At 38.7% G+C, this 17,562-nt stretch carries 20 protein-coding genes; 9 read left to right on the top strand and 11 right to left on the bottom strand.

The window, feature by feature from the left end; genetic code table 11:
• The first annotated feature begins 147 nt into the window (after nucleotides 1–147).
• From fdhF to JOC34_RS05550, 3 genes are all read left to right on the top strand, one after another.
• On the top strand, nucleotides 148–3,093 hold the full coding sequence (fdhF, locus tag JOC34_RS05560) for a formate dehydrogenase subunit alpha (protein WP_205135710.1): 2,946 nt from the start codon (nucleotides 148–150) through the stop codon (nucleotides 3,091–3,093).
• The gene (locus JOC34_RS05555; protein WP_205135709.1) at nucleotides 3,086–3,553 is read left to right on the top strand and encodes a helical membrane plugin domain-containing protein; all 468 of its coding nucleotides are present in this window, start codon (nucleotides 3,086–3,088) and stop codon (nucleotides 3,551–3,553) included. Before fdhF ends, JOC34_RS05555 begins: the two co-directional genes overlap by 8 nt.
• Nucleotides 3,554–3,642: 89 nt before the next feature.
• Nucleotides 3,643–4,623, top strand: a complete 981-nt coding sequence (locus tag JOC34_RS05550; protein ID WP_205135708.1) for a zinc-binding dehydrogenase — start codon at nucleotides 3,643–3,645, stop codon at nucleotides 4,621–4,623.
• Nucleotides 4,624–4,683: 60 nt separating this feature from the next.
• Here JOC34_RS05550 and JOC34_RS05545 read toward each other — a convergent pair whose 3' ends face one another.
• From JOC34_RS05545 to JOC34_RS05515, 7 genes are all read right to left on the bottom strand, one after another.
• The gene (locus JOC34_RS05545) at nucleotides 4,684–5,541 is read right to left on the bottom strand and encodes a DUF421 domain-containing protein (RefSeq protein ID WP_205135707.1); all 858 of its coding nucleotides are present in this window, start codon (nucleotides 5,539–5,541) and stop codon (nucleotides 4,684–4,686) included.
• Between the two features lie 24 nt (nucleotides 5,542–5,565).
• Nucleotides 5,566–5,766, bottom strand: coding sequence for a DUF1657 domain-containing protein (locus JOC34_RS05540; RefSeq protein WP_205135706.1), 201 nt, complete (start codon nucleotides 5,764–5,766; stop codon nucleotides 5,566–5,568).
• Nucleotides 5,767–5,780: 14 nt separating this feature from the next.
• Nucleotides 5,781–6,131, bottom strand: coding sequence for a stage V sporulation protein AE (gene spoVAE / locus JOC34_RS05535; RefSeq protein ID WP_205135705.1), 351 nt, complete (start codon nucleotides 6,129–6,131; stop codon nucleotides 5,781–5,783).
• The gene (gene spoVAD / locus JOC34_RS05530; RefSeq protein WP_205135704.1) at nucleotides 6,128–7,144 is read right to left on the bottom strand and encodes a stage V sporulation protein AD; all 1,017 of its coding nucleotides are present in this window, start codon (nucleotides 7,142–7,144) and stop codon (nucleotides 6,128–6,130) included. The genes spoVAE and spoVAD overlap by 4 nt, the downstream gene beginning before the upstream one ends.
• Nucleotides 7,144–7,623: a stage V sporulation protein AC gene (spoVAC, locus tag JOC34_RS05525; RefSeq protein WP_205135703.1), complete on the bottom strand. Its 480-nt coding sequence runs from the start codon at nucleotides 7,621–7,623 to the stop codon at nucleotides 7,144–7,146. Before spoVAC ends, spoVAD begins: the two co-directional genes overlap by 1 nt.
• A gap of 20 nt (nucleotides 7,624–7,643) precedes the next feature.
• Complete coding sequence (locus JOC34_RS05520) at nucleotides 7,644–8,108, bottom strand: YhcN/YlaJ family sporulation lipoprotein (RefSeq protein WP_205135702.1); 465 nt, start codon at nucleotides 8,106–8,108, stop codon at nucleotides 7,644–7,646.
• 61 nt (nucleotides 8,109–8,169) lie between these two features.
• Complete coding sequence (locus tag JOC34_RS05515) at nucleotides 8,170–8,373, bottom strand: DUF1657 domain-containing protein (RefSeq protein ID WP_205135701.1); 204 nt, start codon at nucleotides 8,371–8,373, stop codon at nucleotides 8,170–8,172.
• A gap of 209 nt (nucleotides 8,374–8,582) precedes the next feature.
• Between JOC34_RS05515 and JOC34_RS05510 the strand changes: the two genes are divergently transcribed.
• From JOC34_RS05510 to JOC34_RS05495, 4 genes are all read left to right on the top strand, one after another.
• Complete coding sequence (locus JOC34_RS05510) at nucleotides 8,583–9,845, top strand: molybdenum cofactor synthesis domain-containing protein (RefSeq protein WP_205135700.1); 1,263 nt, start codon at nucleotides 8,583–8,585, stop codon at nucleotides 9,843–9,845.
• Nucleotides 9,846–9,863: 18 nt separating this feature from the next.
• Nucleotides 9,864–10,886, top strand: a complete 1,023-nt coding sequence (moaA, locus tag JOC34_RS05505) for a GTP 3',8-cyclase MoaA (RefSeq protein WP_420856097.1) — start codon at nucleotides 9,864–9,866, stop codon at nucleotides 10,884–10,886.
• A gap of 3 nt (nucleotides 10,887–10,889) precedes the next feature.
• Nucleotides 10,890–11,300 carry a YwpF family protein gene (locus tag JOC34_RS05500; protein WP_205135699.1) on the top strand — a complete coding sequence of 137 codons (411 nt, stop codon included), beginning with the start codon at nucleotides 10,890–10,892 and terminating at the stop codon, nucleotides 11,298–11,300.
• 203 nt (nucleotides 11,301–11,503) lie between these two features.
• Complete coding sequence (locus JOC34_RS05495; RefSeq protein ID WP_205135698.1) at nucleotides 11,504–12,868, top strand: TrkH family potassium uptake protein; 1,365 nt, start codon at nucleotides 11,504–11,506, stop codon at nucleotides 12,866–12,868.
• 506 nt (nucleotides 12,869–13,374) lie between these two features.
• On the opposite strand, the gene JOC34_RS05490 is transcribed toward JOC34_RS05495, so the two are convergent.
• From JOC34_RS05490 to lepB, 4 genes are all read right to left on the bottom strand, one after another.
• Nucleotides 13,375–13,503 carry a YjcZ family sporulation protein gene (locus JOC34_RS05490; RefSeq protein WP_205135697.1) on the bottom strand — a complete coding sequence of 43 codons (129 nt, stop codon included), beginning with the start codon at nucleotides 13,501–13,503 and terminating at the stop codon, nucleotides 13,375–13,377.
• Nucleotides 13,504–13,633: 130 nt separating this feature from the next.
• On the bottom strand, nucleotides 13,634–14,773 hold the full coding sequence (locus JOC34_RS05485) for a S1C family serine protease (protein ID WP_205135696.1): 1,140 nt from the start codon (nucleotides 14,771–14,773) through the stop codon (nucleotides 13,634–13,636).
• A gap of 27 nt (nucleotides 14,774–14,800) precedes the next feature.
• Entirely contained in the window at nucleotides 14,801–15,961 is a 1,161-nt protein-coding gene (locus tag JOC34_RS05480; RefSeq protein WP_205135695.1) for a zinc-ribbon domain-containing protein, read from the bottom strand.
• 316 nt (nucleotides 15,962–16,277) lie between these two features.
• Complete coding sequence (gene lepB / locus JOC34_RS05475) at nucleotides 16,278–16,802, bottom strand: signal peptidase I (protein ID WP_205135694.1); 525 nt, start codon at nucleotides 16,800–16,802, stop codon at nucleotides 16,278–16,280.
• 194 nt (nucleotides 16,803–16,996) lie between these two features.
• Here lepB and JOC34_RS05470 point away from each other — a divergent pair, with 194 nt between their 5' ends.
• Complete coding sequence (locus JOC34_RS05470) at nucleotides 16,997–17,164, top strand: aspartyl-phosphate phosphatase Spo0E family protein (protein ID WP_205135693.1); 168 nt, start codon at nucleotides 16,997–16,999, stop codon at nucleotides 17,162–17,164.
• Between the two features lie 255 nt (nucleotides 17,165–17,419).
• Nucleotides 17,420–17,560, top strand: coding sequence for an FbpB family small basic protein (locus JOC34_RS05465; RefSeq protein WP_205135692.1), 141 nt, complete (start codon nucleotides 17,420–17,422; stop codon nucleotides 17,558–17,560).
• The last annotated feature ends 2 nt before the right edge of the window (nucleotides 17,561–17,562 follow it).

The following is a 17,562-nucleotide window of genomic DNA, read 5'->3' as shown; positions in this document are numbered from 1 at the left end:
AATTAGGGATTGATATCCTTGTATTTTATCGCAGTAATGAAGTTTCATTTTATGAGTAATTTAAAAATTGCATTAGTTTGTTTAAAAGGTAGTAAAAGAGGATACAGGATAACAATCCCATATATATATAAATAGAGGAGGTATCGCGTGCAGGAGCACATCATTGTTACGATTAATCAAAAGGAATATTTGGCGAAACCAGGCCAGAATTTATTAGATTTAATTAACACAACGGATGAATTTGTACCACAGATTTGTTATAACGAATCTTTAGGTCCCATACAAACCTGTGATACATGTATGGTTGAGGCTGATCATGAAATCGTTCGGGCTTGCGGAACTACGATCACAGCAGGAATGAATGTAAATACAACAATAGATACAACCAAGCGGGCACAAAAAGAAGCGTTGGATCGGATTTTAGAGAATCATGAATTGTATTGTACAGTTTGTGATTATAACAATGGGACGTGTGAAATTCATAATGCGGTGGCAGATTTTGGATTGGAGCATCAATCCCGACCATTTGAGGCGAAACCGTATGAAGTGGATAATTCGGGATCCTTTTATCGTTATGATCCGGATCAATGTATTCTTTGTGGACGCTGTGTAGAAGTATGTCAGGATGTGCAGGTGAATGAGACACTGCTGATTGATTGGGAGCGTGAACAACCGCGTGTCGTTTGGGATAATGATGTACCAATCGATGAATCCTCTTGTGTGAGTTGTGGCCAATGTGCAACAGTATGCCCATGTAATGCGATCATGGAAACCTCAATGGTTGGTGAAGCTGGTTATATGACCGATCAGCCACCGGGATTATTACGCTCCATGATTGACGTAACGAAAAAGGTGGAGGCCGGATATGGCGGTTTATTTGCGATTTCTGATACAGAGGCAGCCATGCGCGAAGAACGGATTGAAAAAACAAAAACCGTTTGTACATATTGTGGCGTAGGCTGTACATTTGATGTGTGGACAAAAGATCGTAAAATTTTAAAAGTGGAACCACAGCACGATTCACCAGCAAATGGGATTTCAACTTGTATTAAAGGGAAATTCGGTTGGGATTATGTGAATGCTGAAGAACGATTAACCAAACCACTTATTAGAAAAGAAGATCATTTTGCTGAAGTGGAATGGGACGAGGCGTTAAACTATGTAGCCAAGCGTTTTAATGAAATCAAACAGGAGAAAGGTCCGGATGCACTTGGATTTATTTCTTCATCCAAGGCAACAAACGAAGAATCTTACTTAATGCAAAAGCTTTCCCGGCAGGTGATTGGGACCAACAATGTGGATAACTGTTCGCGCTATTGCCAGTCGCCGGCGACACAAGGATTGTTTCGTACAGTTGGACATGGGGGAGACTCCGGTTCGATTGATGACATTGCAGCAGCGGATATGGTCATGGTAATTGGGTCAAATACGGCAGAATCCCACCCCGTGATTGCATCAAGAATTAAACGCTCCCATAAACTGTTTGGCCAGAAATTGTACGTATTTGATTTGCGTAAACATGAAATGGCTCAACGTGCGGATCGGTTTTTCCAGCCTAAGAGTGGGACAGATTTAGTCTGGTTATCGGCAGTAACCAAATATATTATTGATCAGGGATGGGAAAGTAAAGCGTTTATTGATGAATGGGTCAATCATTTTGCTGATTATAAGGAAAGCTTAAGTCAATTTACGTTAGAATACGCGGAAGCATTAACAGGCATTTCACAGGCCGATTTAAAAGAAATAGCAAAGCAAATCGTAAGTGTTGATAAAGTGGCTATATGCTGGGCGATGGGTGTTACACAGCATCAACTGGGTAGTGATACCAGTACAGCAATTTCTAACTTGTTACTCATTACGGGTAACTATATGAAAAGCGGGGCTGGTGCCTATCCATTACGTGGTCACAATAATGTGCAGGGCTGCAGTGACTTCGGGAGTATGCCCAATTTCTTCCCAGGGTATGAAAAGGTCGCAAATGATGCGGTAAGAGAACGTTATGAAGCCGCATGGAATACGGAAATTCCTATTGAGCCAGGAAAAGACAACCATGAAATGATTCGTGCGATTCACGATGGTGAATTGACTTCATTATTTGTTATTGGCGAAGATACTGGAATTGTTGATGCAAATATTAATTATGTAACCGATGCATTTGAAAAGCTAGATTTCTTTGTTGTTCAAGATTTGTTCTTTACGCGGACAGCGGAATTTGCCGATGTCATTCTGCCGGCGGCTCCAAGTCTGGAAAAGGAAGGTACATTTACGAATACGGAAAGACGAATTCAACGTTTATATCAAGTGTTGGATCCTGTAGGAGATTCGAAACCGGACTGGGTTATCCTGAAAGAAATAGCAAATGCAATGGGATATAATTGGGATTATACCCACCCATCAGAGATTATGAAGGAAGCGGCATCTCTTGCACCATTGTTCGCGGGTGTCAGCTATGATCTATTGGAAGGTTATAATAGCTTACAATGGCCAGTTGCTGCAGATGGAACGGATACACCGTTGCTATTTGTTGATGGTTTTCCGTTTGAAGATAACAAGGCGAATTTATATCCATTGGAATATGAGCTTTTATATGACACGGATGATGAATTTGATTTACATGTAAACAATGGCAGGGTGCTGGAGCACTTCCATGAAGGAAATATGACCTATAAATCTGCAGCCATTACAAGAGAAATGCCGACAGCTTTTATTGAAATTTCTCCGGAACTAGCGGAGGAGCGAGGTGTGACAGAAGGTGCTGAAGTTAAATTGATTTCCCATACAGGGGAGGTAACAGGTCCTGTACACATTACAGATCGTGTTTCCGGAAAAGAACTTTATTTACCTTTAAATTCAAACGGGAAATTGGCAGTGAACTATTTAACAGATAACCGTGTAGATAAGGATACGAATACACCTGCATATAAAGAAATCGCAGTAAAAATGAAGGTAATTAAAAAGCAGGGAAAAAGTCCATTACCAGGTCACAATCATCGACGGGGTAACCGCCAGCCGCAAAATGGTGTCGAGGTAAAACGTAAATGGGAACGGACCGATTATATTTTCCCAGGGAGTCAGGTGAAGCAAAATGGCTAATCCAATTACAGAAATGAAGCGAATGGAATTTTCCGAAGAGGCTATTGAAGAGCAAAACCTGGCTGAAGTGACAGCGGCAGTTAGTGAGAACAAGGACGTGATTTTAAAGGGTATTGATCTACTTGCAACATTAGACGAAAGTGGCGCATTGGATGCTTTAAATGCGCTTGTCAAGCACAAACAAGATGCATTGGAAAATGTCGTTGGAGAAATAAACAAACCGCAATACGCTTCCACACTGGAAAATATGAGTGAGTTATTTTTTCTACTTGGTGATCTGAAAGTGGATCAAATCTCTTATTTTGTGGAAAAGATCAATGAGGGGATGGGGGAAGCACGCGTAGCCTCAAAAGAAGAACCCACTTCCTATATGGGGCTGATGAAGACGTTAAAAAACCCTGAAGTTAATCGTAGTATTACGATGCTGCTGGGCTTTCTCCGTGGTATGGGAAGAGAGTAGTAAGATGGATGGGTCTGTTTCTGTGCAGAAACAGACCCATTTGATATATAGTATGGGAATACAGGGAATTAGTAGAAAGGATGAAACCATTGAAAGCATTTGTACATGAATATGGAGAAATGAAATTGAAAGAAATGAAAGAACCGATAGCGGGAGAAGGAGAGGTTGTTGTATCACTTCATGCTGCAGGTTTAAATCGTCGTGACCTGGGATTGCCCAATCGTCGCGGGTCTGAAGCCGATGCATTAATTTTAGGGTCTGATGGTGCCGGTACGATTGATTCAGTTGGCGTGGGTGTTAATGGTGTTACAGTTGGGGATGAGGTAATCATTAATCCGGCACTCCGTTGGCAGGATAATAGTGATGCACCACCACAAGGATTTGATATCCTCGGAATGCCTGACAATGGTACATTTGCAGAAAAAATTGTGCTGTCCGCGGAACAAGTGGAACCTAAGCCTGCACATCTTTCGTGGGATGAAGCGGGTGTGCTAGCTTTATCCGCACTTACCGGATTTCGGGCATTGTTTACAAAAGGGGAAATAAAAGCAGATGAAACCGTGTTTATCCCTGGTGCAGGTAGTGGTGTCGCCACTTATTTGATTTCTTTTGCAAAAAATATCGGGGCAAAGGTAATTGTGACTTCCCGAAGTGAGGACAAACGTAAACAGGCGAAGGAACTTGGTGCAGATATTGTACTTGATACAGCAAGTGATTGGCCGAAAGAATTAGTCAACGAAACGATTGATCTGGTAATTGACAGTGTGGGACGAGCTACGTTTAATCGCTCACTGGAAGTATTGAAAAAAGGCGGACGAATCGTTGTTTTTGGAGCCACAACGGAAGATAACGTTGAACTTAATTTACGAGCATTCTTTTATGGGCAGTATCGATTAATTGGTACGACAATGGGAAGCCGACAGGAGCTGCGTGCCATGCTGGAACACGTCGAGAATTATAATATGCATCCAGTGGTCGATAGCATTTTTTCCTTAGATAATGCCCAAGGCGCATTTGATTATTTACGGGAAGCAAATCAATTTGGGAAAGTAGCATTACGGATTAAATAGAGCTGAGAAGGCCAGCAGACATTTCTGTTGGTTTTTTTATAGTCGGGCATTATAATTTCGTTATCCCAAATAAGGCGTAATCAAATCAATCGCTTTTTGTACTTTCTCACTATTTCTTTGATACATCTCTTTTGTCTCCTCATTCTCTGTTGCTAAAGCAAATAATTCCAAATCCGCTTGGCACTTTTTCAGCGAAGCAAGTAGAAGGGGTTTTTCTGTTGCTTCAGCAACTGTGAGTTTATCGTCATACAAATCAATCGTCAATTGCCCATCTGTATCAGCTTGAGCTAAAAAGACGTTTTCGATGCTGACATTCATTTTGTCTAATTCAGTCTCCAACCAATTGGTGTTTAACGACATATTGGTCAAGGGCTCCAATAATACTTTTCCGTCCATGACCACGGTTTGTGGTTCTTTTTGTGGTGCAGTCTTAAGTCCAATATCCTTTGGTGTTAGTGGTTGATTTTCCCTCTTTGGTAAAATACTTAATGAGCCTGAAGGTTCTAAAACGGCAAACTCGACATCAGATGCCAGAAAAACATCGTTCGCTCGTAACTTTTCGAGTAAATCATCTGATGAATACCCTTCCTTCTTTAAGTTATCTTCCATGATTTTCCCATCTTGAATGAAAATTGTACTCTTCCCTTGGGTCCAGTCACGAAATGTTTTACTTTTTAAGGAAATTTGTTCTATGGTGAAAGGAACTAGAAACCATACAAAGATTGCGAGTAATCCGTATATAAAGTTAATCTGTGCGTCAATAGAATGGATAGCAACAATTCCACCTAAAACAATGCCGGAAATATATTCAAAAATATTTAACTCCGACATTTGTTTTTTTCCGAGCCATTTTGTGATGACAAATAATACAGAAACAAGTATAAATGATCTGGCTATAATAGTGAGCCATTCCGGCATCATTTTTCACCCTTTCCTACATTGTTATTTATATTGTGGTTCCTCTTTTGCTAATTGGATGACCTGTTTTTTTAGGTCTTCTTTTATTTCTGAAATCAGTTGCGCTGATTGCGTAAAAGCTTGTCTGCTTTGGTCCTGCTGTGTTTTCTTTGCCAATAGGCTTAAAGATGCTTCAGCGCTCTTTATGGTTGAAAAACAGCTTTTTACTTGTGATCCAACAGTCATATAAACCCTCCCTTTTATCCTTTTGGTTTAAATAGTATTGCCCCAATTACACCAAAAATGATGGCAGCAGAGATGCCTGCACTGGTAATTTCAAACATACCGGTAATAACCCCGACAATGCCGTGTTTTTCTGCCTCAGCCATTGCACCGTGCACCAATGAATTACCAAAACTTGTGATTGGTACAGTTGCACCGGCCCCAGCGAAGTCAATCAGTGGTTCATACCATCCAAGTCCGTCTAAAACAGCACCGGAGATAACAAGAATGGTTAAGGTGTGAGCTGGTGTTAATTTGAAGACATCAAACATAATTTGTCCGATTACGCAAATGATCCCACCTACAACAAACGCCCAAAAAAACATCATGATGGGTCACTTCCTGATTCGATTGCAACAGCATGAGCAATGCAAGGGATGGTATCTTTTTGCTGCATGCTCATTGGAGAATGGAGGGAGCCAGTTGCTACGACAAGCATCCGATTTACTTCTCCTTGTTCCATTAAACGAAGAAAATGACCATACATTCCGATTGCTGAACATGCCGGGCCACTTGCGCCAGCAAGAATCGGTTGGTCTTCCCGGTAAATGGTTAAGCCACAATCGACATATTGTTCATCCGAGATATCGATCCCGCGTTCCCTTAGCAGATCTAAAGACACCTTCCTACCAATATGCCCCAGATCACCAGTAATGATTAAATCGTAAAAGGAAGCATTGACGTCTCTTTCTTTTAAATGCGTCTCAATTGTGTCGACAGCAGCGGGGGCCATCGCACCTCCCATATTAAATGGATCTGTGAGGCCCATGTCGACGACTTTACCAATGGTTGCTGCGGTAACGACAGGCCCATTTCCTTCTTTAGCAACTAAGGCGCACCCAGCTCCAGTTACTGTCCACTGTGCAGTAGGCGGTTTCTGTCCGCCATATTCAGTAGGATAACGAAATTGTCTTTCTGCTGCAGCATTGTGGCTGGAGGTACCACTTAAGATATAGTCAGCACCATCACCATTGATAATAGCGGCGGCTAGTGCAAGACTTTCGGTAGATGTCGCGCAGGCACTGAATAATCCAAAGTAGGGAAGGTCCATCGTTTTTGCTGCAAAGGTTGTTGGCGTAATTTGATTGATTAAATCTCCACTAATAAAAAACTTGACTTGTCCGATACTAATATCACTTTTTTTAATTGCAATTTGACACGCTTCTTCCATCATCATTTGTTGTGCCTTTTCAAAAGAATCTTGTTTAAGCCAGATATCGTCATGTAAGAGATCAAAGGCATTGGGAATTTTTCCTTTAGCTTCAAAGGGGCCGCCAACAGTGCCTGTTTGAATAATGACAGGTTTTTTATCGAATCGCCATGTTTGATGACCAATTAACATTATAAGCCCCCCCAACTGGTTAAAATCGTTTTGATAAGCGCAATAACAAAGGCGGCAAATACGCCATATACAATCACCGGACCGGCTAATTTCAGCATGTTGCTGCCTACACCTAGAATGAATCCTTCTGTCCGGTGCTCAATAGCTGAAGCAATAACGGCATTACCAAAACCGGTAACAGGTACAGCAGAGCCAGCCCCTGCAAATTGACCGATTCGATCATAGACACCAAAACCAGTTAATAGCATGGTAATAAAAATTAACGTTGCTACGGTCGGATTCCCAACTGTCATTTCTGTAAAGTTGAAGAAATACATATATAAAGTTGAAATGATTTGACCGATAAAACAAATAAATCCACCAACCAAAAATGCCTTGATGCAGTTTTTGAATAGCGTTCTTTTGGTTTCCCTTTGTTGCTGAAAGACTTGATATTCTTGCGCAACAGGTGGTAGGTTCTTTTTCTTTTTATCTGCCAAGGTCTATTCACTCTCTTCTTTTAAGTCTTTTCTTTCGTTAGCTTGATCAGCTGCTTGATTTCTTTTGTCAGTTCTTTCTTAGGTATAGCTTTCGATTGAAGTTCCTTTTCCAGCTTTTCTAATTCAAGATTAATTTTTTGGTCAGTTGATAATTCAACTTTCAAGTTTGGGAATTGCTTTTTCATTTGTTTTGTTAGTTCTTTTCTAGTATTTTCCAATTTAAATCGTCTGTGATGCTCAATTTCCACTGCAATTAAAAGTTCATCCTTCGTGTTAACAGCCTTTACGGATGTGATGCCGTCATATTGACTAAGTGCTCGTTTTGCCTGGTTGGCAGGTTGTTGATCAATCGGACTGTTCGCAGCTGTGTTGGTCAATTCAATTGATTGATTATTATGTTTGGTTGAATCGTTGGCTGAGTCGGTTCCACAGCCGATAAGTAGAAGGGGAAAAAGTAATACAATCATTATTTTGTGCAGATACATCATTATTCCCTCATTTCCAAAGATAGGAAGGAGGTTGGCAGCAACCAACCCCAAATAAGATTTATTGCTTGTATTGTGGTTCTTCCTGTTCAATTTCTTGCATTCTCGGCTCAACATTTTGTAAAACGGTCATTGTTTGCTGTGCCGCATCCTGATAAAGCTTTTTTGCTTGTTTATTATCCGTCTGAAGTGCAAATTGTTCGAAGCTTGCCTGTGCACTTTTTAACCCTGCAATCGTTTGTTTTACCTGGCTAGCTACTGTCATAAGAATCCTCCTTTAGAATCGATCTTCCCTATTATATTGATAACTTTTGCATGTAAATATACTTTCTATTTTTTTCCTTCCACGGTCTTGCCTCGCTATTTTAGATGAAATAGGGATGGAAACCATATCAATTAAAGCTTATTTTTGATACACTTTAATTATTGAAAATATTAACGCCTAGCAGGAAATAAAGAAAGGATTGGTCTAATGTGGTGGAAATACGCAAACCGCTTCCGGTAGGTGAAGCCGTCCAAAAAGTGATGAATTACCGTTTCGCTGGAAAAAAGGAAAAAATATCGATTCATGATAGCGATTTTCGAAGGTTGGCAGAACCAATTATTGCAACAAATAACATTCCATCATTTGATAAATCACCATACGATGGATTTGCGCTTCGTTCAGTTGATACGGAAAACGCTTCACGAGATAATCCAATTGAATTTGAAGTTGTGGAACATATTGGTGCCGGACAGGTCCCGTTAAAGAAACTAGCAACAGGTCAAGCAACAAGGATTATGACAGGTGCTAAAATCCCTGCTGGTGCAGATTGTGTTGCCATGTTTGAGGTATGCAAAGCTTATGAAGTTGACGGACAACCGTTCATGTCGATAAAAAGGAAGATGGAAGTAAATCAAAATGTCATGCAGGAAGGTTCTGAGGTAAAACAGGGTGAAAAACTGATTGATGCAGGAACAATGATAAATCCTGGAGTGAAAGCCGTTATGGCAACGTTCGGCTATCACGAGGTGCAAGTAGCCAAACAGCCGATCATAGGTGTTATTGCTACTGGTACAGAGTTGTTAGATGTTGATGAGAAATTAGAACCTGGAAAAATTCGTAATTCCAATGCATATATGATCGCATCACAAATTAAACAAGCCGGTGCCCAGTATAAATATTTTGGGAAAATGGCAGATGAATTCGAACCGAGCTATGCATTGATCGAGCAGGCACTGGAAGAGGTGGATATATTAATTACAACGGGTGGCGTTTCTGTAGGAGATTTCGATTTGATGCCAGCTATTTTTGCTGAATTGGGGGCAGAAGTGCTTTTTAATAAAGTAGCGATGCGCCCAGGCAGTGTAACAACGGTTGCGGTGAGGGATGGTCAGCTATTGTTCGGGTTATCAGGAAATCCATCCGCGTGCTATGTTGGATTTGAACTGTTTACCAGACCAATTATACAGCATGCGCTATTCAATAATAAGCCGTTCTTGAAACGGATTCAAGCGACATTGGCAGATGAGTTCCCGAAACCAAATCCGTTTATGAGATTTGTACGTAGCTATGTTACATATGACCATGGAGAAGTGAAGTTGAAGTTATCTGGGATAGATCAATCCAATGTGGTTACCTCTTTGGCGCATGCGACAGCACTGATGGTCTTACCAGGTGGCACACGTGGTTATGACAAAGGTGATCAGGTGGAAGCACTTTTATTAACTGAATCAGAGGGTCAACAAGCATTTTAACAAGGAGGAGTGATTGCAGTGGAAAGTGAAATTAAACCTATCAAAGATCATTTTGGCAGAATGCTGAAGGATTTACGGATTTCCGTGATTGACCAATGCAATTTCCGCTGTGTTTATTGTATGCCGAAAGAAATATTCGGAGCAGATTATCCCTTTTTATCTGAAAGTGAGCAGTTAAGTTTTGATGAAATCGTTCGTTTAGCAAAGTCTTTCGCCCAATTAGGAGTAGAAAAAATCCGTATTACTGGTGGAGAACCATTGTTGCGAAAGAATCTCGATCAATTAATCGCTCGATTATTAACAATACCGGGAATTAAAGATATTGCCTTGACAACGAATGGCATTCTGTTGGCAAAGCGGGCAAAAAAGCTCAAAGCTGCTGGCCTGAATCGTGTGAATCTTAGTCTAGACGCGATTGAGGATGAAGTGTTTCAACAAATTAACGGTCGGGGAGTCGGTACACTTCCAGTGATGAAGGGGATTGAAGCGGCCCAGGAAGCCGGGTTAAAAGTGAAGATTAATATGGTCGCTAAAAAAGGGATGAATGAAAGTCAAATCCTGCCGATGGCCCGTTACTTCAAGGGGAAAGATGTCATTCTGCGTTATATTGAATTTATGGATGTCGGTAACCATAATGGCTGGGATTTAAATAATGTCGTTTCCAAACAACAGATCGTTGATACGATTGACAAAGAAATGCCACTTGAATCAGTTGAAAGCAACTATTATGGTGAAGTTGCTTCCAGGTATCAATACAGTGATGGTGGGGGGGAAATAGGTGTTATTTCATCTGTAACAGATTCCTTTTGTGGAACGTGTACGCGCATTCGTTTATCGGCAGATGGGAAGCTTTATACATGTCTGTTTGCTTCCGAAGGATTTAATATTAAAGAAAAATTAAGAAATGGGCTTACAGATATACAGCTTAAACAGGAACTTTCAGCATTATGGGGAGATAGAACTGACCGGTATTCTGATGAAAGATCGGAAGGAAAAAAAGGAAATCGCAAGAAAATTGAAATGTCCTATATTGGAGGTTAATAGATGAAAACCTTTAAATTAAAAACACTTGAAATTGTTGAACAAGAAGATGATGAAATTATGCAAAACAAGATCAGATTGGAAGATGGCTTAATCATTAACCAAGAGGATGAGCAAAACCATTGGGTGATTGAAGCATATGTAGCACGAAGTTATTTAACATTTTTTAAAGCATTACAGGCGGACAAACATGAAGTATTATTACAAGTGAAAATTACAAAGGAAAGCAATGACTATGCTACATTTATTACATCACTAATTGGGCTAAACGAAATAGGAGAAAATATTAATGTTCTATTTAAAGGAACAATTGTAGATAGACAAAAGCATAAAATTGAAGAAATGCTGACCAATTTGATTGATGCAGGATATCAAGGAAATGACCTTCTGGAGAAATTTAAAGAGTTAACATAAAAGATTAGCCCAGTAAAGGCTAATCTTTTTGTTTCAATCAAGGGATTGGGCTGATATACTATCATTATATTTCTTTGGCTGTTCTAGATTATTGTTTTTGCAGGAAACAATAAACGGGAATGCTTTATTGGCAGTCGGTATATGCGAAAACAGTCATTTTTTAAAAGGATAATTAATATTAGGTAAGTTAAGGAGTAAGGCTTATGCATGAACGATATCGGCTCTTAGGCTGGGTAAATAAATTATCCCCAGCGCAAATGTTATTATTTTTTTATTTTATTACAGTAATTATTTCAACACTGCTTATGTCTTTGCCGATCGTTTATCAGGATGGGGTAGAAGTTCCGTTTATTGACATTGTTTTCACAGCGGTAAGTGCATTAAGTGTTACAGGGTTAAGTTCCATAACACTTGCAGACACACTGAGTACCACGGGGATTATTTTTCTTGGATTTATCTTACAGCTCGGTGCAGTCGGAGTTATGTCGATTGGTACGTTAATATGGCTGCTGTTAGGTAAGAAAATTGGACTAAAAGAACGACGCTTAATTATGACAGATCAGAATCAAACCGGATTCTCGGGGATGGTCCGATTGATCAAGCAAATTGTTTATGTATTATTAACGATCGAATTGATCGGTTTTATTGTATTAGGGACTTATTTTCTACAATATTATCCAACAGCAGGGGAAGCTTATTTAAATGGCTTTTTTGGGACTATTAGTGCTGTTTCCAATGGTGGCTTTGACATTACAGGGAACTCACTTATCCCATTTAAAGATGACTATTTCGTGCAGCTCATTAATATGTTATTGATCATCTTTGGAGCAATAGGGTTTCCGGTCTTAATAGAAGTAAAACAATTTGTCTTTTCTCAAAAGGATAAACGCATATTATTTCGTTTTAGCCTCTTTGCAAAAGTTACAACGGTTACCTTTTTCGCTTTAATTGTTATAGGTGCGCTTATGATATTTTTACTGGATATTACGAATTTCTTTGCGGATAAATCTTGGCATGAGGCATTCTTCTATGCTTTATTCCAATCGGTTACAACAAGAAGCGGTGGTCTATCTACGATGGATATCACCCAGCTGACAGAGCAAAACCATCTTTTTATGTCCTTTTTGATGTTTATTGGTGCTTCGCCGAGCAGTGCTGGTGGTGGTATTCGTACGACTACCTTTGCGTTGGTGATTATCTTTATTATCACCTATGCCAGGGGAGGGGAGAGCATCCGTATATTCAACAGGGAAGTTCATGAAGAAGATTTATTAAAAGCTGTTACGGTTACGCTGATGGCGATTATTATTGTCTCAAGTGCGGTAATGGTCATTTCTGCGATTGAGCCGTTTTCGTTAACGGAAATTATATTTGAGGTGACTTCAGCGTTCGGTACAGTGGGACTTTCCCTAGGGATCACAAGTGAGATAAGCATGACTAGTAAAATTATTTTAATGCTGCTGATGTTTATTGGCAGGGTAGGCATTATCACCTTTTTGTTTATGTTTAAAAATAGTAAGAAGCGTGGGAAGTACCATTATCCAAAAGAGAAAATTATTATTGGTTAATTGTAGGGGATACAATATTTCAATAGTAAAGAAATATAAAAGTTTTCGACTCCTTTTGTTCGCGACAAAGTGAGCCACGTCTACCTTTGAACATACAGGATGTACTAGTGGAACGTTTCAAAAGTCTTTTCCACAACCTTGAAATGAACAATTACATGTTTGAAAATTATTTTCGGTGGTTTGCTTTACTGTTTTGATTCATCGAAGTCAATATCATAAACATTTCAACTTATTCTTAGTCCGAAGTATAGACTATCATTTAATCATTCATTAATTCGGAGCACTACATCGTTGATTGGAACGGAAAGCGTCCGCCTGCAGTGGAAATCAACAGTTTTAGCACACATCCAAATAGTTCAGACTTACACACACAGATTTTAAGTGACAAAATTGACTCAAATATTTGCAACAGAATAATGTTCAACACCTGTAAGGACGCTAGCGCTTTTGTTCAATATGTATAACAGCCTGTGCTATTATTTTTGGATAATAGCACAAGCAATCGTTTAGCAATAAAAAGCTGCGCCCACAATGACTAGAAGAATAAAAAGCACAACAATTAATGCGAAAGAATTTCCTTGGTTGCCACATTGCTCATATCCGCATCCACCGAATCCGCCATAACCGTAGCCCATAGATTTTCACCTCCCGCCTGTTACATTTACACTATATGATACATAAACGAATGTGTATGGACGATTTCATCAAATAAAGCAAAAAATATCATGTTTATTGCCCATAAGCCTTGGCGGGAGGGGATATTTTTTATTTTTTCGGATCGGACATTTTTAGTATTTTTAATTGGTCATTTTCATAGCCAATCGTAAATTCTAATTTTGAGGTGGATTTACTAACCTCTTTTTTATTTCCTTCTCTTTTTTCGATCGTTACTTCTGCACTTGCTTGCAGTTGGTTATCTTCCACGTCATTTGCCTGCAGATTCTTATATGTTAAACCAAGTATATCAATTGAATTATCCCTAAATGTTGAATAGGTTAAATTGGATTGGATGGAGCTACTTAGTACGGTATAGGCGTTGACGTAATCTCTAATATCAATACTTGTTAAATAATAATCAATCATGTATAAAGCATCTTCTTTAAATTGCTCGGGGTCAGGTGTGTGAATCATATCTGACGTACTGGCAAAATCCAATTGATCATTTTGCGCTTCATTGGACCATTGTTCCACCTGATCAACTACTTCACTCATGGGGATGCTGAATCCAATGGTTCCATCCTCGGTACCAACAGAGTTGACGCCAATAATCGCTCCGGTTTCACGATTAATTAAAGGACCACCACTATTTCCGTGTGTAATTTGTGCAGAAATTTGATAGACGCTATTATAATCATAGCCATCGATAGCGAAATTGCGGTCCGTTCCAGAAATAATTCCTAATGTAACCGTATTTTGAAATCCATGTGGACTCCCTAATGCAATAATTTCATCGCCGATTTCCGATGAATTTTCTTTTTCTATCGGCAAAATGGTCTGATCAGCAAGCTGTGGAACCCGAATCACAGCAATATCAACACCATCACCAATCCCTACAACCGCTGCGGGATAGGTTTGTGCATTGGATGTCCGCACATAAATCACGTCGGCATCCTCAATCACATGGGCATTCGTAACAATATCGCCTTTTTGATTATAAAGAAATCCGGAACCAGTAATTACACTATCTTGATTTTGCCCTTCAATTTGTATCACATTTTTCTCTGCCTCATGTATGATTGATTTTAAATCCACAGCTTGCAGGCTCTCTGAAACATGATTGATCGCCGGTTTGGTCATCGGGATATCTTGTGTGTGCCATTTATCATACATAAAGATGAGGCCTGTTACGCCAATGATAACGATGCATAGGGAAGTGATAATAGGAAAAAGCTGTTTTTTGTGCATGACGTTCACCTCAGTTGATTGTAATGCTTAATCGGTATACCAAGTTATTTTATTTACCTCAATCGTTAAGTTTTTAGCTTTTTCTTCTTTGTCTAAATGTGTAAATTTAAATTCCCCTGACTCTTTTGGGTATAATTTGTCAGGATAAACAAAAACTTCATTCGTTAAAATCTCGGACTTCTTTTTATTATAAATGGTATACTCAATTAATATCGAGTTGATGGGAATGGTTGCGTCACTTTTAACCTCACCCTTGACGACTAGTTTTCCGTTTTTATCACTTTTAATGTTGGCAGATACCAGTTCAATGGCCTCATCTTCATTAAACTTCTGATCTTTGGCAGCGGTATCCATCGCTTGCTCGATACGTTGCTGTTGTTCCGATTCAAATGCTGTCTTTTCTTTGTCAATTGTTGTCTGTAGACTTCGCAGTTTTTCAGATTCGGGCGCATATTTTAAACCATCTTCAATCAGTGTTTGTGCATCTGTAAATTGCTTCGTGTTTAACTGTTCGGTTGCCTTCGAAAAAAAATATTCTATAATTTCGTTACGTATATCTTTCGTCATATCTTCCGCTTCATTGTCATTGATTGCATCAGCTTCCCAGATTAAAATTTTCAATTCATCAATACCGGGATCCTTTTTTAATGATTCCTTCAGTTTCGCTATTTTAATGGTATTACGCTTGAACATAATCTGATCAATTAACATAGCAACAGCATCACCATTAAAACTATTTAAGTTGCTTTCTGCCTCTTTAATGATTGAAAGTGCCTGTGAATAATCCTTTTTCTTCAGTAAATCATCTGTCTTGGTTAATAAGGATTCTACTTCTAATGCTCGCTCAGCAAACGCTAAAGACGTCTCAGCCTGCACGAAATTATCTTTTTTATCCAAAGCTTTCGTAAACAGTTTACTTGCTTTATTATAATCCGCATCAAGTGCTGCCTGTTCACCTTGCACATAGGATTCTTTTGCATGTGTTGTATTACTTTGCAGCATAAAATAATAGATACCGGAAGAAACTAGGAATACGGCAGCAATAATGAGTGGAATATACCAATATGTATTAAATTGCTTTTTGTTTATAAGACGATGATGCATATCGTTAGGTAGTTGTTTACCGCATTTGATACAATATTGCTCATCCTCATTGACGCTTGTTCCACAGTATGGACAGTGCAGCATCATCATCACCTGCTTCCGGTTGTGGTGTACTAATTATGACATTAGGTTTATTTTATCATAGAATTACTTTATTTAGGTCGGGAAAATTGATATGATGATATGGAAGGATGTTTTTTCATAAAATAAAATATGATTGATTGCGCTTATTACATAAAGGAGGCACATACTCATGTGGGAAATAGCTTTTGGAATCATTTGTTTTGGACTTGTAATACTTAATATCGGATACTGCATTTTTGACAATGAGAAATAAAACCTCAAATTAAGAAGGTCGGGCATTCGTTGCCCGACCCTTATACTACGATAACGCATTCTATTACTTTGTTCTGGACCAATCGGAAAACGGAAAAATAATAAACTCTGATCGACCGATAATTTCATCTTCATTAATAAGCCCCAAACCATTTCTGCTATCTTTACTGATTGCACGGTTATCTCCCATTACAAAATAGCTATCATCCGGGATTTGAATCGGTCCGAAATTCCCAGTTTCCATTTCTGCTTGTTCACTAAGAAATGTTTGATCGTATTTTTTACCATTAATGTATAAATCATAACCACTAATTTCAATTGTTTCACCAGGTAAGCCGATTACTCTTTTAACATAATTTTTTAATGGTCTTTGGATGATGACAATATCTCCCCGATCAGGTTTACCGATAATATAAATTGCTTTATTAAAAATTACTCTCTCGCCATCTTCAAGTGTTGGATCCATACTTTCACCTTCGACAATGGAAGTAGCGAAAATAAACGACCTTAGAAAAATGGCAATTAATATAGCAATTAATATAGCTTTACCCCATTCCAACCATTCATTTTTCTTTTTTGCTTCAGTCAAGTGAGACATCCTTTCCAAAAAACATTACATAAATATATTAGCATAGTGACCGTAACTATTCGAATATAAACCTTTCCGCAAGTTGCTCCAGTTCCACATTTTCAAGCAAATAATAAAAAAATTTAAACTTGTATTACAGTGATTATTTATGCTACATTTATATAAATTGAGTGAAAGGGGAGTTTACTATTATAATGTATGCGAACGATGAGCTACTCGTAAGAATAGAATCCCAGCGTAATAAAATGACAGAAGTAGCATTAGATAAAGGGTTTACGAGTGCGGAGTCCATAGCAATTAGTCAGGAACTGGATCGATTATTAAATCTGTATGAAAAAGCGAAGGAAAGCAGGAAAATATAAATTCTCTAGGCAACACCCAATGTTAGATGTTCGTCCCCAATGATCTTCCATTTCATACACTTCCTCTTGTTATGTTAACCAAATCGTTTATCTTTTGAAAAACCCTTACAATTGCATGTTTTATTCTGAATTTACTCATTAGTTTAGTAACTGTAATATAGTGACACTAAACCTTAACAAAATGTTCAAATAATTATGATTTGTGAGCAAGAAAATAGGGTATACTAATAATAGTACTATAAAGGAGTGTATATGATGAGACCTAAAACTTTAACCTTTGAACAACTTGTTAATGAAAATAGACAAGAACTTTTAGAGGATGAAAAGAAGATATCGCAAATTGAAATGCGATTAGATAAGAAACGAGCGGCGTTAGCGAATTCTGAACGCAAATAATT

Source organism: Virgibacillus halotolerans (genome assembly GCF_016908515.1).
Taxonomy (GTDB): Bacteria; Bacillota; Bacilli; order Bacillales; family Amphibacillaceae; genus Virgibacillus_M; species Virgibacillus_M halotolerans.
This window is presented reverse-complemented; position numbering and strand designations above follow the sequence as displayed.

Coding starts and splice junctions, on each gene's coding strand:
- JOC34_RS05555 (WP_205135709.1), top strand. CDS start 3,086: ATGGCTAATCCAATTACAGAAATGAAGCGAATGGAATTTTCCGAAGAG.
- JOC34_RS05545 (WP_205135707.1), bottom strand. CDS start 5,541: ATGCCGGAATGGCTCACTATTATAGCCAGATCATTTATACTTGTTTCT.
- JOC34_RS05540 (WP_205135706.1), bottom strand. CDS start 5,766: ATGACTGTTGGATCACAAGTAAAAAGCTGTTTTTCAACCATAAAGAGC.
- spoVAE (WP_205135705.1), bottom strand. CDS start 6,131: ATGATGTTTTTTTGGGCGTTTGTTGTAGGTGGGATCATTTGCGTAATC.
- spoVAD (WP_205135704.1), bottom strand. CDS start 7,144: ATGTTAATTGGTCATCAAACATGGCGATTCGATAAAAAACCTGTCATT.
- JOC34_RS05520 (WP_205135702.1), bottom strand. CDS start 8,108: ATGTATCTGCACAAAATAATGATTGTATTACTTTTTCCCCTTCTACTT.
- JOC34_RS05515 (WP_205135701.1), bottom strand. CDS start 8,373: ATGACAGTAGCTAGCCAGGTAAAACAAACGATTGCAGGGTTAAAAAGT.
- JOC34_RS05500 (WP_205135699.1), top strand. CDS start 10,890: ATGAAAACCTTTAAATTAAAAACACTTGAAATTGTTGAACAAGAAGAT.
- JOC34_RS05495 (WP_205135698.1), top strand. CDS start 11,504: ATGCATGAACGATATCGGCTCTTAGGCTGGGTAAATAAATTATCCCCA.
- JOC34_RS05490 (WP_205135697.1), bottom strand. CDS start 13,503: ATGGGCTACGGTTATGGCGGATTCGGTGGATGCGGATATGAGCAATGT.
- JOC34_RS05485 (WP_205135696.1), bottom strand. CDS start 14,773: ATGCACAAAAAACAGCTTTTTCCTATTATCACTTCCCTATGCATCGTT.
- JOC34_RS05480 (WP_205135695.1), bottom strand. CDS start 15,961: ATGCTGCACTGTCCATACTGTGGAACAAGCGTCAATGAGGATGAGCAA.
- JOC34_RS05470 (WP_205135693.1), top strand. CDS start 16,997: ATGTATGCGAACGATGAGCTACTCGTAAGAATAGAATCCCAGCGTAAT.
- JOC34_RS05465 (WP_205135692.1), top strand. CDS start 17,420: ATGAGACCTAAAACTTTAACCTTTGAACAACTTGTTAATGAAAATAGA.